The sequence below is a fragment of the Rhodococcus sp. G6(2025) genome (assembly GCF_058628105.1).
Map to the genome: position 1 here is coordinate 5,747,695 of NZ_CP179750.1, position 14,544 is coordinate 5,762,238.

Here is a 14,544-nt window from a genome sequence, read left to right on the forward strand (position 1 = left end):
GCTATCCACCGCCGGCAGCAGCCTGGATCGGCGCCATGTCGAAGTAGTCGCGCCAGGTGGTGATCTTGCCGTCGGTGATCTCGAAGACGCCGACGACGGGCAGTTCGACGACGTTGCCGTTCAGCGTGAACACGTCGATCCGCTCGTTCATCACCACGCCGCTCGATTCCTCGGCGTTGGGACTCTGCCCGCCGTCGGTGACCTGCCGGTGCACCCGGAAGTCGATTCCGCCGAAGGCCGCGATGAAGCCGGCGACGAACTCACGGATCGCGTCACGCCCGATGACGGGTTCCATCGGAATATTGTGGTAGACGGCGTCTTCCGCGAAATACTCCGCGATCTTCGCCGGATCGGGCTCGATCCACTCGGCACAGAATTGGGTGACCAGTTGATCCGGGGTCATCGGTTCTCCCTTTCGATCGCGGACGGTTCGATGATGGCCATGACGGACTGGATCGCCCCGGCCGGGATGTCGAAATGTTCCGTGATCCGGACGGACGTCACCTCGGTGGGCGTGGCCCCGAGGTCGAGCACGAACCGGGCCACCACGTTGTCGCCCCACTCGTGGAAGGAGAGTTCGCGCACGGCCTGGATGGCCTGATACTGCAGGCCGTTCTCGAGTTCGTCCCGGATGAACGCCCCCGATTCGCCCGTGTGCTGCCCGTTCTCCACCCGCCAGGCGTTGTCCGCGAGACGCACCTTGGTGGCGTCGTGGCTGACCAGTGCATCGATGTAGGCCCGGGCCATCGCGACCCGGCCGCTGTCGGCCGTGTCGGTGGCATGTGTCGCGATCGCGGCGAGCAGCGGCCGAGCCAGCTCCGGCCGGCAGATCAGGAGGTCGGGCAGATAGGGGTGGGACTCGTTGTAGTCCAACGGGGTTCCATCGATCCGCGAGCAGTGCAGGCCCGCAGCCTCGGCGACGCCGACGGGCGCGGCCGAGTCCCATTCCCACTGACCGCCCGAGTGGATGTAGGCGTCCACGTCTCCGCGGAGCACGGCCATCGCCTTCGCTCCGGCCGAACCCATGGTGGTGACCTCGGCGCCGATCTCCGTCGCGACGGCGTCGACGAAGGCAGGCGGCCTGCTGGCGGACACGACGATCCGGGGCCGTGCCGGGAGTTGTTCGGTATGCACCGCGTGGCTGTCGTCGTCACTGACATACACCGCGCCCAGCGCCGGTTGCGCGACCGCTGCCGCTGTGATCCCCCGCCCGCGTTCCCACAGCGCGACGTGCACCGCCCAGTCCGAGTGACCGGGCAGTCCGTACTCCTTGGAACCGTCGAGCGGGTCGATGATCCACACCCGGGAACTCTCCAGGCGCGACCTGTCGTCGGCCGACTCCTCGGAGAGGATCGCGTCGTCGGGTCGCTCCGCGGAGAGCTTGCCGAGAATGAACGCGTCGGCGGCGACGTCGCCGCGCCTGCCCAGTTCACGACCGTCCGCCGATCCGAGTCCCGCGGTGCGGATGTCCAGCAGCAGGGCACCGGCACCGGAGGCGATGTCGGCCGCGAGTCGTGCGTCAGTGATCACGTCTCAACAATTCCATAATTCTCTCGGCTTGTTCGGTCGGCGTGCCGTCCCCGGGCCGGAGGACGAGTTCGGCGTTCTCCGGGGCCTCGTACGGGTCGTCGACCCCGGTGAATCCGGTGATCTCCCCCGCGCGGGCTTTCGCGTACATGCCCTTCGGGTCCCGCGCCTCGCACTGCTCTACCGGCGTGTCGACGAACACCTCGACGAAGTCGAGGCCGGCAGCCCGGTGCTGCTCCCGGACGCGGTCCCGGTCGGCGCGGTACGGGCTGATCAGCGACGCGATCGCGACCACCCCGGAGTCGGCGAGCAGTTGTGCCACGGCGCCGACGCGGCGCACGTTCTCGGCGCGGTCCTCGGCACTGAAACCGAGGTCGGCGTTGAGACCGTGACGTAGGTTGTCGCCGTCCAGCCGGTAGGCGGGCACCCCGGCCGCGACCAGGCGTCGCTCGAGTTCCACCGCGACCGTCGACTTTCCCGACGCCGACAGTCCCGTCAGCCACACCGTGCGACCCCGCGTCGCCCGCTCGTCCCGCGAGACGGCCGCGGCGTGCCACACCACCTTCGAACGCGACAGCGTCGGCCCGGTGATCATGCCGGCGGCGACGGTGTTGTGGGTCGACTCGTCGACGAGGATGAAACTGCCCGTCACGTGGTTGCGGCGGTACGGGTCGAACATCAGCGGCTGCGACGTCCTCAACTGGATACGGCCGATCTCGTTGAGCGAGAGCGACTGTGCGGACTCGTCGCGGTGCAGGGTGTTCACGTCGAGGCGGTAGTCGAGCCGCACGACGGACGCCCTGGTGGCGCGGGTGGTGTGCAGCAGCGTGTACCGCGCGTCCGGCGTCAGCGAGGACTGTTCGCTGAACCAGCAGACCATCGCGTCGAGTTCCTGCCCGACGAGCGGACGGTTGTTGGGGCGGCACAGCACGTCTCCGCGGCTCACGTCCAGCTGGTCGGCGAGCTGCACGCACACCGCCGACGGTGCGAACGCCTCGTCGAGGCGGGTTCCGCCGGGACCCCAGATGGCGCTGACGGTGGAGGTGAATCCGGACGGCAGTACCACCACCTCGTCGCCCGGCTTGAACACGCCGCTGGCGACCGTGCCCGCGTACCCACGGAAATCGTGCAGCGCGGAATCGGTCCGGCGCTGCGGCCGGACCACGTACTGCACCGGAAACCGCGCGTCGATGAGGTTGCGGTCGGATGCCACGTGGACCTGCTCGAGGTAGTGCAGCAGCGACGCGCCCTCGTACCACGGCATGTTGACGGTGCGTTGCGCGATGTTGTCGCCGCGCAGTGCCGACACCGGGATGAACGTGAGGTCGTGGACCTCGAGTTTGATCGCGAACTGCCGGAACTCCTCCTTGATCTCCTCGAACCGGTCCTCGGACCACCCGACGAGATCCATCTTGTTGACGCACAGCACGAGGTGGGGAATTCCGAGGAGGCTGGCGATGAACGCGTGGCGGCGCGTCTGCTCGAGAATCCCCTTGCGGGCGTCGACGAGGATCAGGGCCAAGTCGGCGGTGGACGCGCCGGTCACCATGTTCCGGGTGTACTGCTCGTGCCCCGGCGTGTCCGCGATGATGAACTTGCGGTGCGGTGTGGCGAAGTAGCGGTGCGCGACGTCGATGGTGATGCCCTGCTCGCGTTCGGCGCGCAGACCGTCGGTGAGCAGTGCCAGGTCGGCGTGCTCGTCGCCCCGCTCGCGGCTGGTGCGTTCGACCGCCTCGAGCTGATCCTCGAAGATTGCCTTCGAGTCGTACAGCAGCCGGCCGATCAGGGTGGACTTGCCGTCGTCGACGCTGCCCGCGGTCGCGACCCGGAGTAGCTGCGGCATCAGAAGTACCCTTCCTTCTTGCGGTCTTCCATGCCGGCCTCGGAGATCCGGTCGTCGGCCCGGGTCGCCCCGCGCTCGGTCAGCCTGCTCGCGGCGACCTCGGTGACCACGGCCGCGGCGGTGGTTGCCGACGATTCGACGCAGCCCGTGCACGTGGCGTCGCCGACGGTCCGGAATCGGACGAGGGCCTCGTACGGCTCGTCACCGGGGAGCAGGGTCAGGAACCGGGTGTGCGCCAACAGCATTCCGTCGCGCGGCACGACCTCCCTGCGGTGCGCATAGTACAGGGGCGGCAGTTCGATCTTCTCCTCGCTGATGTACTGCCAGATGTCGAGTTCGGTCCAGTTCGACAGCGGGAACACCCGGATATGCTCCCCCTTGCGGTGCCTGCCGTTGTAGAGGCTCCACAACTCGGGGCGCTGCGCCCGCGGATCCCACTGCCCGAACTCGTCGCGGAAGCTGAACACCCGTTCCTTCGCGCGGGCCTTCTCCTCGTCGCGGCGGGCGCCGCCGAAGACGGCGTCGAAACCGTTGTCCCGGATCCCGCGCAGCAGCGCCGTGGTCTGGAGCCGGTTGCGGCTGGCCCGCGGACCCGTCTCCTCGCTGACGCGGCCTGCGTCGATGTCGTCCTGCACGCTGGACACCACCATCCGCAGGTCGAGGTGTTGGACGGTCCGGTCGCGGAATTCGATGACCTCGTCGAAGTTGTGGCCGGTGTCGACGTGCATGACGGCGAACGGGAGAGGTGCCGGCCAGAACGCCTTGGCGGCCACGTGGAGCATGACCACCGAGTCCTTGCCGCCGGAGAACAGCAGAACCGGACGCTCGAACGTGGCGGCCACTTCTCGGAAGATGTGCACGGCTTCGGCTTCGAGTGCGCCGAGGTGGGACAACTCGTACACGGGCGGTGCGGTCATGGGCGATTCCTCGTCGCGAGTGCCTTACCGGTCACTGGTCCATATTTGGACCAGCTCGGTCGAAAATGATTACACCTCCGAGAATAGAACGTGTTTCAGATTGTGGTCAATGCCCCTGTCTCACCGCGGCCGGCGGCCGCCCACCTCCGCGGTGATCGCGTCCGCGGCCGCAGCGAGAGCCTTGCCCCGCCGCGCGATGTCGGACCGCGCGAGTTCGGCGCCCACATAGAGCGTCAGAACCATGGCCTGATGACCCTCGGCGTCGTATGTCGGCGCGGCAATGAGACTGACGGGGTGCGGCGCGGCGGGGTCCGCGTGTTCGGCGTCCAGGTAGATCCGCTCCCCCAGGCTGGACACCATCTCGCCGAGCACGTCGCGCAACTCCGGCGGCAGGTCGTGCGCGGCGACGCCGGCCATGAGCGTGTGGAGGCGCTGACCGACGGGAGTGAGCGTCTCCACGAGATACCCGGTGCGGGAGCACTCGTCCACCACGGTGCGCAACCGGTCGCGGTCGAGGCGCACCGGCAGGGTCGGCTCCCGGCGCAACCACGACTGCAGCGCGTCGTCGCCGTCCCACAGCACGTACATCAGGCCGACGGGCGGCGCGAACGGGTACATCTCCCCCACCTTGGCGGCCGCCCGCACACCGGGCGGACTCGTCAGCTCCAGGACGGCAATACGGTCGCCGACCACCGCCGACGCCGTGCACGTGGTCCGGAACTCCTCACTGAGCACGGCAAGATGCGCGCGCGCCACCGGGCCGGCCGCGAATCCTTGCTGCGCCGCGCGGCCGGCCGCGATGAGTGCGGGCCCGAGGCCGTACGTCTTCGTGGCGGGATCCCGGACGAGATAGCCGCCGCGGGCCAGTTCGGTGAGGATCCCCAGGCAGGTGGGCTTGCTGATGCCGAGTTGCCGGGCCAGCTCCGACAAACCGAAGCGGTGCTCCTTGCGCGCCACCAGGAAGTCGAGCACCTGCACCACACGTTCGGTGGGCGGCGACCGTCGGCCCTGCGCCCTGTCGGGCGTCTCGTCCTCGTGTCCCATTGACCACTCCTTAGAACACGTTCTATTGTCGGTTCATCAAAGTCCTACCACGCAGGTACATATTTGTACCACCCCCATCGTGAGGAGCACGGTGTGCTGACCGACCCATTCGCCGACGCCATGGCCGAGGCCGAGAAACTGATCGAGAGCGCCCCTCACATCCGCACCGAGCAGGATCTGCTGGAGGGCTACCAGTACCTCGCCGGCGGCATTCTCGCCACGACGCACGCGGCCTGGGCCACCGAGCGGTCGCACCCGACGTTCATCTCGGGCACCGGCCCGTACATGAAGATGGGCCTCGACAACCCCGACACGCTGTACTTCGGCGCCCGGATCAACGACGACGTCGAATACGTGGTCACCGGGCGGCGCGGCACCACCGCGGACCTCAGCTTCCAGGTGCTGAGCGGAAACTACACGGCCGCACACGTTCCCGGCAGCGTCACCGCGTTCGACGACCGGGAGATCGACATCGCCCCCGACGGCTCGTTCGAGGTGCGATTCGGCCCCGACGAGAGCGCAGGCAGGCGCAACTACTTCACCCTCGCGCCGGGTTCGTCGCAACTGGTGGTCCGGGAGGTGTACAGCGACTGGAGCCAGCAGCGCGGCACCATCCGCATCGCCAGGGCGGATACGACGGGTACGGCTCCGGGGCCGCTCACCCGGGAAGCCGTCGAGAAGCGTTATGCCCGTGCGGGCAGAGCCCTCGTCTCCCGGGTGAAGACGTGGCTGCAGTTCCCGGAGTGGTTCTACCTGAACCTGCCGGTGAACACGATGACCGAACCGCGGCTGACACCGGGCGGCCTCGCCACGCAGTACTCGTCCGTCGGGCACTACGAACTCGCCGACGACGAGGCGATCGTCATCACCGTCCCGAAAGCCGATGTGCCCTACCAGGGTTTTCAGCTGGGCAGCATGTGGTACATCTCCCTCGACTACGTCAATCACCAGACCTCGCTGAACGTCGCCCAGTCGCAGGTGGATCCGGACGACCACATCCGTCTCGTCGTCAGCGAGCGCAATCCTGGCGTGGCCAACTGGATCGCCACCGTCGGGCACCTCCGCGGGTACTTGCAGTTCCGCTGGCAACGCGTCTCCCGTGAACTGACCCCGGACGACGGGCCCCGCATCGAGGTCGTGAAGTTCGACGAGATCCATCGGGCGCTGCCGTACTACGACTCCAACAAGATCTCGCCCGAGGACTTCGCCGCACGCATCGCCGCACGCCAGGCCGCGGTCGCGGACCGGATGCTGGGGTGAGCGCCATGACTACTCCGCAACTCCTGCAGGACAGGGTGGTCGTCATCTCCGGCGTCGGACCGGCCCTGGGCCGCACCCTCGCCGTCCGCTGCGCCGACGCCGGCGCGGACGTGGTGCTGGCCGCCCGCACCGCATCGCGTCTCGACGAGGTGGCCAAGGAGATCATCGCCGTCGGCCGCCGCGCGGTGACCGTCCCGACCGACATCACGGATCAGGCGTCTGCCGAGAATCTGGTGTCCGCGGCCGTCGACGCGTACGGCAAAGTCGACGTGCTGATCAACAACGCGTTCTCGGTTCCGTCGATGAAACCGCTGGCCCGCACGGAATTCGACCACATCCGCAGCAGTTTCGAGCTGACCGTGCTCGGGGCGCTGCGGCTGACCCAGCTGTTCACCCCCGCACTCGCCGAATCGAACGGAGCGGTGGTGAACATCAACTCGATGGTGCTCCGGCACTCCCAGGAACGGTACGGCAGCTACAAGATGGCCAAATCCGCCCTGCTCGCGACGTCGCAGTCGCTCGCCACGGAACTGGGACCGCAGGGAATCCGCGTCAATTCCGTTGCCCCCGGCTACATCTGGGGTGACACGCTGAAGCAGTACTTCACGCACCAGGCCGAGAAGTACGGGACGACCGTCGAGCAGATCTACGAACACACCGCCGCGAACACCGACCTGAAGAGGCTCCCCACCACCGAGGAAGTGGCCGACGCCGTGATCTTCCTGGCCTCACCGCTGGCGAGCGCCGTGACCGGCCAGTGCCTCGACGTCAACTGCGGCGAATTCCATCACTAGCGACGAGAACCGGAGCATCATGAGCGAGCGCACCACCGTCGGGACGGTCGAGGACCTTCACGCCTCGGCCACCCGCCTGACCGGCCTCACCGACTTCGGCGTGGACGACTACACCGAGGCCCTCGGCGTCCTGCTGGACTCCTACCACGTCGACGAGCAACTGACCCCGCTCGGCAGCAAGGTGTCGCGGGTGTTCCTCCGCGGCGCCCTGGTGGCGCGGCTGCTGAGCGAGGCGGCGTGGAAGCAGCACCCCGAGCACGCGGACGTGCGGATCGAGCGGCCGATCTTCGTCACCGGGCTTCCCCGCACCGGAACGACGGCGCTGCACCGGCTGCTCACCGCGGACCCGTCGCATCAGGGCCTGGAGATGTGGCTGACCGAGATGCCCCAGCCCCGGCCGCCGCGCGAGACCTGGGAATCGAATCCCGTGTTCCAGAAGATCGAGGAGGGCTTCAGCCGCCACCACATCGAACGCCCCGAATTCATGGGCGTGCACTATATGTCGGCGAGCGAGGTCGAGGAGTGCTGGCAGCTGCTGCGGCAGACGTTCAAGTCGATCTCCTACGAGTGCCTGGCGTCTCTCCCGACGTACTCCCGCTGGCTGGAAGGCCAGGACTGGACCAACGCCTATCAGCGGCACAAGAAGAACCTGCAGCTGATCGGGCTTCCCGACCGGGACCGCCGCTGGGTGCTGAAGAACCCCAGCCACCTGTTCGCGCTCGACGAGTTGCTCGCCGTCTATCCGGACGCCCTGATCATCCAGACCCACCGGCCGCCGCGCACGATCGTCCCGTCGGTGTGCAGCCTGGCGGAACAGGCGACGGAAGGGTGGTCGGAGAAGTTCCGGGGCAGCGTCATCGGTGAGAGCCAGCTCGAGCTGTGGGCCCGGGGGCTCGAGCAGTTCACCGCGGCGCGCACCCGGCACGACCCCGCTCAGTTCATCGACGTCGACTACCACGAATTCGTGGCCGATCCCCTCGGCACCGTCGAAGGGGTCTACACGCACTTCGGGCTCGATCTCAGCTCCTCGGCCCAGTCGGCGATGGAGGCGATGCACGCCGAAAGTCGCAGCGGCGACCGCCGCCCGTCCCACAAGTACACGCTCGAGGAATTCGGGCTGACGGCCGAGCAGGTGGACGAGAGATTCGCCAACTATCAGTTCAGCGCGACCAGCTGACGGGATAGTCGAGGATCGACGACGCCGCCCGCGCCGCGATCAGCGGCCTGGGCGACAGCGGCAGGTGGACGACCGGGGACAGCAGCGGTACGGGCTCGGGCTCGGGTCCGGGCTCTGGTTCTGGTTCGGGTTCCCGCATCTTCGTGCCGCTGCCGAGGTCGAGTGCGTCGAGCAGCGGCATCAGTTCGGCGGCGATCCGATCTCCTACCTGTGTGAACGCCGCCTCGCCGAGGCCGACGGGGTCGCTGATGTTCGCGTCGTCGATGGGGCCGTACTCCCTTCGCGCGATGGCGAGTTCGGCGACGGTGCGGGCACCGGTGTCGGTGGCGATCCGGCGGGCCTCGCGAAGCGTGAACGTGCAGTGGCTCGTCCCGAGGAGCAGTTCCATCGAACGGTCCCGGATCTGCTCGGTCATCGCGAGGACGAGGTCGGCGCGTTTGATCATCTCGGGCCGAAGGCGGCGCGCTCGGAATCCGTCGGCGCTCGCGCCGAGGCCTTCGATGACGCGGGCGGCGACGGGTTCGATCGGAAAGCCCACGAGGGCTCGGACGCCGGCGCTCTCCGCGGTGAGGTGCGGCAGGTCGTGGGCAAGCGCGAACGCGTGCGTCAGCCGCTCTGCGATCGGCGAGCGGCAGACGTTCCCGCTGCAGATGAACAGAACGTGCATGAGGGCACCCTAACCAGCGACTTCGCCTTCGCGCGCGGGCAATTCCACTGTCCGAGCGGTCTGTTTCGAACGTTCACCTTCCCGTGGTGAGTCGTTCACCCCTCGGACTCCTCGCGGTCACGTCGAATCACGAACGCCCAGTTCACCGCGGTCGACACCGGAGTGTCGCCGCGTATGCGATCTGCGTCACTTCCCGGGGTGGGCGCCCCGCCGTCGCCGGGGGTTCGGAACCTCCCCGGCACGGGTCGTCTGCCCACAGCAGACAAGTGCCGGTCCGGCGCCGGCGCGGCGGTAGTAATGGAGGCATGACCACAGCCGCACTACCCGACCTGAACTACCGCGACCTGTTGGCGGACAGACTATTTCGTCAGCGCACGATCCTCCTCACCGGCGAGGTGGACGACGCCATGGCCGAGCGGGCCTGCTCCGAACTGGTGCTGCTCGCGGCCGCCGACCCCAAACGCGACATCGTGCTGTACATCAATTCCCCGGGCGGCTCCGTCTTCGCCGGCCTGGCCATCTACGACACGATGAAGCTCGTTCCCAACGACGTGGTGACCGTCGCCATGGGTTTCGCCGCCAGCATGGGCCAGGTACTGCTGTGCTCGGGCACCCACGGCAAACGGATCAGTCTGGCGCACAGCCGCATCATGATGCACCAGCCCTCGGCCGGCATCGGCGGCACCGCCGTCGACATCGCCATCCAGGCCGAGAGCCTCGAACGGATGAAACGACAGTCGCAGGAGATCCTCGCCGCCGAGACGGGGCATCCGGTCGAGCAGATCGCCGAGGACAGCGACCGGGACCGGTGGTTCACCGCCGACGAAGCCCGCGACTACGGGATCGTCGACCGCGTCGTGTCCTCGTTCGCCGAGATCGCCCCGCACACCACCGCCCCGAGAATTGGATTGTGAAGCCATGTCCCAATACACCATTCCCCACGTCATCGAGCGCACCCCGGCAGGCGAGCGGTCGTTCGACATCTTCAGCCGACTGCTGAACGAGCGGATCGTCTTCCTGGGCACCGAGATCGACGACGGAGTCGCCAATGTCGTGATGGCACAGCTACTCCACCTCCAGGCGGACAGTTCCGATCAGGAGATCGGTCTGTACATCAATTCGCCCGGCGGCTCCACGACCGCGATGCTCGCGATCTACGACACGATGCAGTTCCTCCGACCGACCATCGCCACGTACTGCATGGGTCAGGCCGCGTCCGCCGCTGCCGTGCTCCTGGCGGCGGGAACCAAGGGACACCGCCACGTCCTGGCCCATTCCCGGACGCTGCTGCACCAGCCGTCGACACAGGGCAACGGCACGATCTCCGACCTGGCGCTCCAGGCCGCGGAGATCATGCGGGTCCGTTCGCAGACCGAGGCGATCCTGAGCAAACACACCGGTCAGACCGTCGAACGCCTGCGGCGGGACACCGACCGGGACCGCATCTTCACAGCCGAGGAGGCCATCGAGTACGGCCTGGCCGACACGCTCGTCGCGGCCTGACGAGGACGCTACGCGGCGAGCAGCGTGGGCACCTGCCGGTTCACGCTCCTGGTCGCCGGGTTCCGGTTCGCCGCGCCGAGCCGGCGCCCGGACCGGAACAGCAGGTGTTCCACCGGCAGACCGAGCGCGCCGCACACCGCGCGCAGCATTTCCGACGACGGCTCCTTCTTCCCGCGTTCGATCTCGGAGAGGTACTGCTTCGACATGCCGACGGCGGCGGCGACGTCCTCGAGACTCCGATCCTGGTCCCGGCGGGCCTCGCGGAGCACTCGCCCGTACAGCTCACGCACCAGCGGCTCCTCCCGTGATTGCTCGGGAGCGGCCGTCACCAGCGTCAGTCTGCGCTGAGCTTCCATACCTTCGGAGTCTTCCAGACGACGCACCCGGACGGAGCGGCGTTCACCGACAGCGGACAGCCGATCAGTACCGCCCGGCGACGGGGCGCGGACGGACCGATCGGCGTCACGACTCATCGAGCAGGTGGTTGCCGAGTAGTTCGTCGACGCGCTCGGCCGCCTCGTCCGGAATCCAATGGCTCACGCCGCGGAACACCTCGTAGGTGTACGGGCCGTCGACGAAGCGTGCGGTCAGCTCGGGACCTACCGGCCCGATCGCCGTGTCGCCGTCGCTCCACACGAAGAGCGTGGGCACCCGGACCTTCCGGGAGGCCGAACGGGGTGCGGTGAACGGCATGGCCCGATACCAGTTCAGGGCGCCCCGGGCCCGCGTCCGGTCGCGCATGGGCTCCAGGTCGCGCTTCGCCCCGTCCGCAGACTGGCCGCTGGCGAGCAGTGCCCGGTAGCCGTAACCGTCCGGGGTGATCAGCCGCTCCGGAATCCACGGCAGCTGGAACGCGAACATGTACCAGGACTTCAGGATCTGGCGACTGGTGACCATCGCCCGCACGAACGCCGCCGGATGCGGCACCGACAGCGCCGTGAGCGTGCGAACCCGGTCGGGCCGTTCCGCCGCGATACCCCAGGCCACCGCCGCGCCCCAGTCGTGCCCGACGACATGCGCCGGCCCGAGGCCCGCCTGGTCGATGAGCGCGACGACGTCCGCGACCAGTTCCGCGGTGCGGTACGCCCAGCGGGCGCGGGGCCGGGCCCCGGCCGAATAGCCGCGCTGGTCCGGCGCGAGGGTGCGAAATCCCCGCCGGTGCAGCAGCGGCGCCAGTTCGTCCCACGACCGCGAGTCCTGCGGAAATCCATGTAACAGCACCACCGGCGTGCCGTCGATCGGACCCTCGTCGCGAACGTCGAACACGAGCCCGTCCCGGGTGAATGTGCCGATCCGTTCCGTGCCGCTCATCGGACGGCCGGCTCACGCTCGCTGTGGTCTGCGGCCGACGCTCCGGCGCGGAGGAACCGTCCCGTTTTGGTGGCGCCGAACCCGCCGGTGAACTCCCCGTCGCGGTAGACGAGCCTGCCGTTGATCACCGTCGCGACCGTCGCGCCGTCACTGCGGTTCACCATCCGGCGCAGACCGCCGTACTCGGGGACCTCGGCCTCGAACAATCCGTCCACCGTCGCGTCGAGACCCGCCGGATCGATGACGACGAGGTCGGCGCGGTCCCCTTCGCGCAGGTGGCCGGCATCGATGCCGTACCAGTCGGCCAGCTCGCCCGTCAGCCGGTGGACGGCACGCTCGACGGACAGGAACGGTTTGCGGTCGGATTGCGCGTCCTTGACCTTCTTCAGCAACCGGATCGGATAGTTGTAGAACGCCATGTTGCGCAGGTGCGCACCTGCGTCGCCGAATCCCATCTGCACGCCGGAGCTGGCCGCGAGCTTCTTCGCGAACTTGGGACGATGGTTGGCGATGGTGGTCCGCCACCGCAGATCGGTGCCGTACTTCACGACGAGATCGAGATACGCGTCGACCGGGTGGACGCCACGCAGGTCGCCCACCGCGCCGAACGTCTTGCCGATCAGCGCCTCGTCGGGGCACCCGACGATCACCGCGTCGTAGAAATTGCGGTGCCAGATGCGGGGGCTGAACTTGTTGTCGTAGTCCTTGCGGAACCGGCGTCGGTAGGACTCGTCCTGCAGCAGGGCGTTTCGCTCCACCTGGTCCTTGAGATGCAGTGCCGCCGCGCCGGCGCCGAACTCCTCGAACACCACGAGGTCGATGCCGTCCGCGTAGACGGTGAACGGCACCGGGAGGTGCTGCCACTTGAAGTCGGTCTTGGCGAAGCGGTTCAGCAGGGGCGCCGCGGCGAGCATGAAGTACACGATCGGCGGGTAGGCCTTCGAGTCCGCGGCCGACAGCAGCGACGTCTTGAGGGGCTTGCGTCGTCCCAGACCCGAACTCTCCGCGAAGAATCCCGCGATGTTGGGGTGCAGGTTGATCGTCGGCGCGCTCTGCAGGATCTTGCCGCGCTCGCGCAGGATGCGGTTGAGGAAGCGGAACTCCTTCCACCGCGCATACGTGGACGGCAATGAGCGCGAACGGTATTCGTCGCCGTCGATCTTGTCGAGCGCATTTGTCATCGAGGACAGGCCGAGGAAGCCGGCGTCGACGGCCTCGGTGAGCATCGCGCCCATCCGCTCGAGTTCGCGGGTGCTCGGCGTGGTCCGCTTGTCGGTGCCCCGGCCGAGGCCGAGCACGTGGGTGCGGATGTCGGAGTGCCCGATGAAACCGGCGATATTGGGGCCGAGCGGCAGCGATTCGAGTGCCTCGACGTACTCCGCCGGGCTCTGCCAGATCTTGTTCTCGTCCAGGATCCTGAGCACGGAGTCGTGTGGCACGGCCTCGACCCGGCTGAACAGGTCGGCGCATTCACGCGGCGTCGAGTACACGGTGGACAGGGAGCAGTTTCCGAGGACGACGGTGGTCACGCCGTGTCGCACCGATTCCGGCAGCCCGGGGCTGACGAGCACCTCGGCGTCGTAGTGAGTGTGCACGTCGACGAATCCGGGGACCACCCATTTGCCTGCCGCATCGATGATCTCGGTGTCGGGCCCGACGGGCAGCGGACGGATCGATGCGCGGACGACGACACCGTCGCGGATGCCGAGATTGCGCCGCCGGGGCGCGGATCCGGTCCCGTCGAACCACAGCCCACCATTGACGACGACATCGAAATCCGACATTGTTGCGCTCCTCACACTCGGTATGTGTAACCCGAGGTTACGTATCCCGTTGAGTAAAAGTCAATGGACGGCGCGAGGGTTCCTCAATAGAGTGCAGGGGTGGCCGCCGCACCCCGCTCTCCCGAAGATCGGCGCGCGCAGATCCTCGACGTGGCCGTCCGGCTTCTCGAGACGGTGCCGTTCGACGACCTGTCGATGGACCAGGTGGCGGCCGAGGCGGGCGTCTCCCCGCCCCTGCTGTTCCACTACTTCAAGAACAAGCAGGGTTTTCGCAACGCCGTCCTCGAGGCCTCGGCCTCCGAATTGCAACGCCGGATGACACCCGACGCGACGCTCCCCGTGTCCGGGCAGCTCCGAGCCGGCGTCGAAACGTTCGCGGACGCGGTGATCGAGCACCCCACCATCTACCTGGCGGTCATGCGGATGGCCGGTAGCGGTGACGAGCGGATGCGGAAGATCTACCGCGGCATGCGGCGCACGTTCACCCGCTGGATAGGCGCGTCGCTGGCCGAGCTCGGGGTGCCGACGACACCCGCGCTCGAGGCCGCGATTTCGGGCTGGCAGGCGTTCATGGAGGAGATCGTGCTGTCGTGGCTCGACGAGCCGACCATGGACCGCACGGACATGATCGATCTCTGCGAACGCGCTTTCTATCACCTGCTTCCGGCGGCAGGCGTCGACGTCGACGCACTGGACGTGACACGCTGATCCGGATCA

General features: G+C 67.9%; 15 protein-coding genes. 6 read left to right on the forward strand and 9 right to left on the reverse strand.

All coding sequences use genetic code 11. The features are described 5' to 3' along the window. Window position 1: 1 nt before the first annotated feature. The 5 genes from ACLIVD_RS26505 to ACLIVD_RS26525 form a co-directional block, all read right to left on the reverse strand. Window positions 2-403 (reverse strand): nuclear transport factor 2 family protein, encoded by a 402-nt coding sequence (locus tag ACLIVD_RS26505; RefSeq protein ID WP_005252906.1) that lies wholly within the window; start codon window positions 401-403, stop codon window positions 2-4. After that, complete coding sequence (locus tag ACLIVD_RS26510; RefSeq protein ID WP_317571332.1) at window positions 400-1,530, reverse strand: 3'(2'),5'-bisphosphate nucleotidase CysQ; 1,131 nt, start codon at window positions 1,528-1,530, stop codon at window positions 400-402. The genes ACLIVD_RS26505 and ACLIVD_RS26510 overlap by 4 nt, the downstream gene beginning before the upstream one ends. Then, complete coding sequence (gene cysC / locus ACLIVD_RS26515) at window positions 1,520-3,370, reverse strand: adenylyl-sulfate kinase (RefSeq protein ID WP_280783634.1); 1,851 nt, start codon at window positions 3,368-3,370, stop codon at window positions 1,520-1,522. The genes ACLIVD_RS26510 and cysC overlap by 11 nt, the downstream gene beginning before the upstream one ends. Further along, window positions 3,370-4,287, reverse strand: a complete 918-nt coding sequence (gene cysD / locus ACLIVD_RS26520; RefSeq protein ID WP_065491817.1) for a sulfate adenylyltransferase subunit CysD — start codon at window positions 4,285-4,287, stop codon at window positions 3,370-3,372. Before cysD ends, cysC begins: the two co-directional genes overlap by 1 nt. A gap of 120 nt (window positions 4,288-4,407) precedes the next feature. Then, complete coding sequence (locus tag ACLIVD_RS26525) at window positions 4,408-5,331, reverse strand: helix-turn-helix domain-containing protein (protein ID WP_317571333.1); 924 nt, start codon at window positions 5,329-5,331, stop codon at window positions 4,408-4,410. Window positions 5,332-5,424: 93 nt separating this feature from the next. Between ACLIVD_RS26525 and ACLIVD_RS26530 the strand changes: the two genes are divergently transcribed. Genes ACLIVD_RS26530 through ACLIVD_RS26540 form a run of 3 tightly spaced genes read left to right on the forward strand, consistent with a single transcriptional unit; the run spans window position 5,425 to window position 8,562 of the window. Beyond that, complete coding sequence (locus tag ACLIVD_RS26530) at window positions 5,425-6,591, forward strand: hypothetical protein (protein ID WP_280783637.1); 1,167 nt, start codon at window positions 5,425-5,427, stop codon at window positions 6,589-6,591. Window positions 6,592-6,596: 5 nt separating this feature from the next. Continuing rightward, window positions 6,597-7,385, forward strand: coding sequence for an SDR family oxidoreductase (locus ACLIVD_RS26535; protein WP_317571334.1), 789 nt, complete (start codon window positions 6,597-6,599; stop codon window positions 7,383-7,385). 19 nt (window positions 7,386-7,404) lie between these two features. Continuing rightward, the gene (locus ACLIVD_RS26540; protein WP_283335885.1) at window positions 7,405-8,562 is read left to right on the forward strand and encodes a sulfotransferase family protein; all 1,158 of its coding nucleotides are present in this window, start codon (window positions 7,405-7,407) and stop codon (window positions 8,560-8,562) included. On the opposite strand, the gene ACLIVD_RS26545 is transcribed toward ACLIVD_RS26540, so the two are convergent. Next, the gene (locus ACLIVD_RS26545; RefSeq protein ID WP_491930879.1) at window positions 8,546-9,229 is read right to left on the reverse strand and encodes an arsenate reductase/protein-tyrosine-phosphatase family protein; all 684 of its coding nucleotides are present in this window, start codon (window positions 9,227-9,229) and stop codon (window positions 8,546-8,548) included. The two genes, ACLIVD_RS26540 and ACLIVD_RS26545, sit on opposite strands and share 17 nt — an antisense overlap. A gap of 305 nt (window positions 9,230-9,534) precedes the next feature. Between ACLIVD_RS26545 and ACLIVD_RS26550 the strand changes: the two genes are divergently transcribed. Both ACLIVD_RS26550 and ACLIVD_RS26555 read left to right on the forward strand, forming a co-directional pair. Beyond that, a complete protein-coding gene (locus ACLIVD_RS26550; RefSeq protein WP_005568279.1) occupies window positions 9,535-10,143 on the forward strand; it encodes a ClpP family protease in 609 nt (202 codons plus the stop codon). A gap of 4 nt (window positions 10,144-10,147) precedes the next feature. Continuing rightward, the gene (locus ACLIVD_RS26555) at window positions 10,148-10,732 is read left to right on the forward strand and encodes an ATP-dependent Clp protease proteolytic subunit (protein WP_005264590.1); all 585 of its coding nucleotides are present in this window, start codon (window positions 10,148-10,150) and stop codon (window positions 10,730-10,732) included. Window positions 10,733-10,740: 8 nt separating this feature from the next. Here ACLIVD_RS26555 and ACLIVD_RS26560 read toward each other — a convergent pair whose 3' ends face one another. The 3 genes from ACLIVD_RS26560 to ACLIVD_RS26570 all read right to left on the reverse strand — a co-directional run bounded on the left by ACLIVD_RS26560 (window position 10,741) and on the right by ACLIVD_RS26570 (window position 13,827). Next, entirely contained in the window at window positions 10,741-11,088 is a 348-nt protein-coding gene (locus tag ACLIVD_RS26560) for a helix-turn-helix domain-containing protein (protein WP_280783710.1), read from the reverse strand. Between the two features lie 106 nt (window positions 11,089-11,194). Continuing rightward, a complete protein-coding gene (locus ACLIVD_RS26565; protein WP_491930880.1) occupies window positions 11,195-12,043 on the reverse strand; it encodes an alpha/beta fold hydrolase in 849 nt (282 codons plus the stop codon). Beyond that, entirely contained in the window at window positions 12,040-13,827 is a 1,788-nt protein-coding gene (locus ACLIVD_RS26570) for an N-acyl-D-amino-acid deacylase family protein (RefSeq protein ID WP_491930881.1), read from the reverse strand. The genes ACLIVD_RS26565 and ACLIVD_RS26570 overlap by 4 nt, the downstream gene beginning before the upstream one ends. A 99-nt stretch (window positions 13,828-13,926) precedes the next feature. On the opposite strand from ACLIVD_RS26570, the gene ACLIVD_RS26575 reads away from it, so the two are divergent. Then, window positions 13,927-14,535, forward strand: a complete 609-nt coding sequence (locus ACLIVD_RS26575; RefSeq protein ID WP_280783643.1) for a TetR/AcrR family transcriptional regulator — start codon at window positions 13,927-13,929, stop codon at window positions 14,533-14,535. The last annotated feature ends 9 nt before the right edge of the window (window positions 14,536-14,544 follow it).

Excerpts from the sequence above, each read along its gene's own strand:
- ACLIVD_RS26560 (WP_280783710.1), bottom strand. The coding sequence starts at position 11,088 with ATGGAAGCTCAGCGCAGACTGACGCTGGTGACGGCCGCTCCCGAGCAA.
- ACLIVD_RS26525 (WP_317571333.1), bottom strand. The coding sequence starts at position 5,331 with ATGGGACACGAGGACGAGACGCCCGACAGGGCGCAGGGCCGACGGTCG.
- cysD (WP_065491817.1), bottom strand. The coding sequence starts at position 4,287 with ATGACCGCACCGCCCGTGTACGAGTTGTCCCACCTCGGCGCACTCGAA.
- ACLIVD_RS26545 (WP_491930879.1), bottom strand. The coding sequence starts at position 9,229 with ATGCACGTTCTGTTCATCTGCAGCGGGAACGTCTGCCGCTCGCCGATC.
- cysC (WP_280783634.1), bottom strand. The coding sequence starts at position 3,370 with ATGCCGCAGCTACTCCGGGTCGCGACCGCGGGCAGCGTCGACGACGGC.
- ACLIVD_RS26550 (WP_005568279.1), top strand. The coding sequence starts at position 9,535 with ATGACCACAGCCGCACTACCCGACCTGAACTACCGCGACCTGTTGGCG.
- ACLIVD_RS26555 (WP_005264590.1), top strand. The coding sequence starts at position 10,148 with ATGTCCCAATACACCATTCCCCACGTCATCGAGCGCACCCCGGCAGGC.
- ACLIVD_RS26505 (WP_005252906.1), bottom strand. The coding sequence starts at position 403 with ATGACCCCGGATCAACTGGTCACCCAATTCTGTGCCGAGTGGATCGAG.
- ACLIVD_RS26535 (WP_317571334.1), top strand. The coding sequence starts at position 6,597 with ATGACTACTCCGCAACTCCTGCAGGACAGGGTGGTCGTCATCTCCGGC.
- ACLIVD_RS26570 (WP_491930881.1), bottom strand. The coding sequence starts at position 13,827 with ATGTCGGATTTCGATGTCGTCGTCAATGGTGGGCTGTGGTTCGACGGG.
- ACLIVD_RS26565 (WP_491930880.1), bottom strand. The coding sequence starts at position 12,043 with ATGAGCGGCACGGAACGGATCGGCACATTCACCCGGGACGGGCTCGTG.
- ACLIVD_RS26540 (WP_283335885.1), top strand. The coding sequence starts at position 7,405 with ATGAGCGAGCGCACCACCGTCGGGACGGTCGAGGACCTTCACGCCTCG.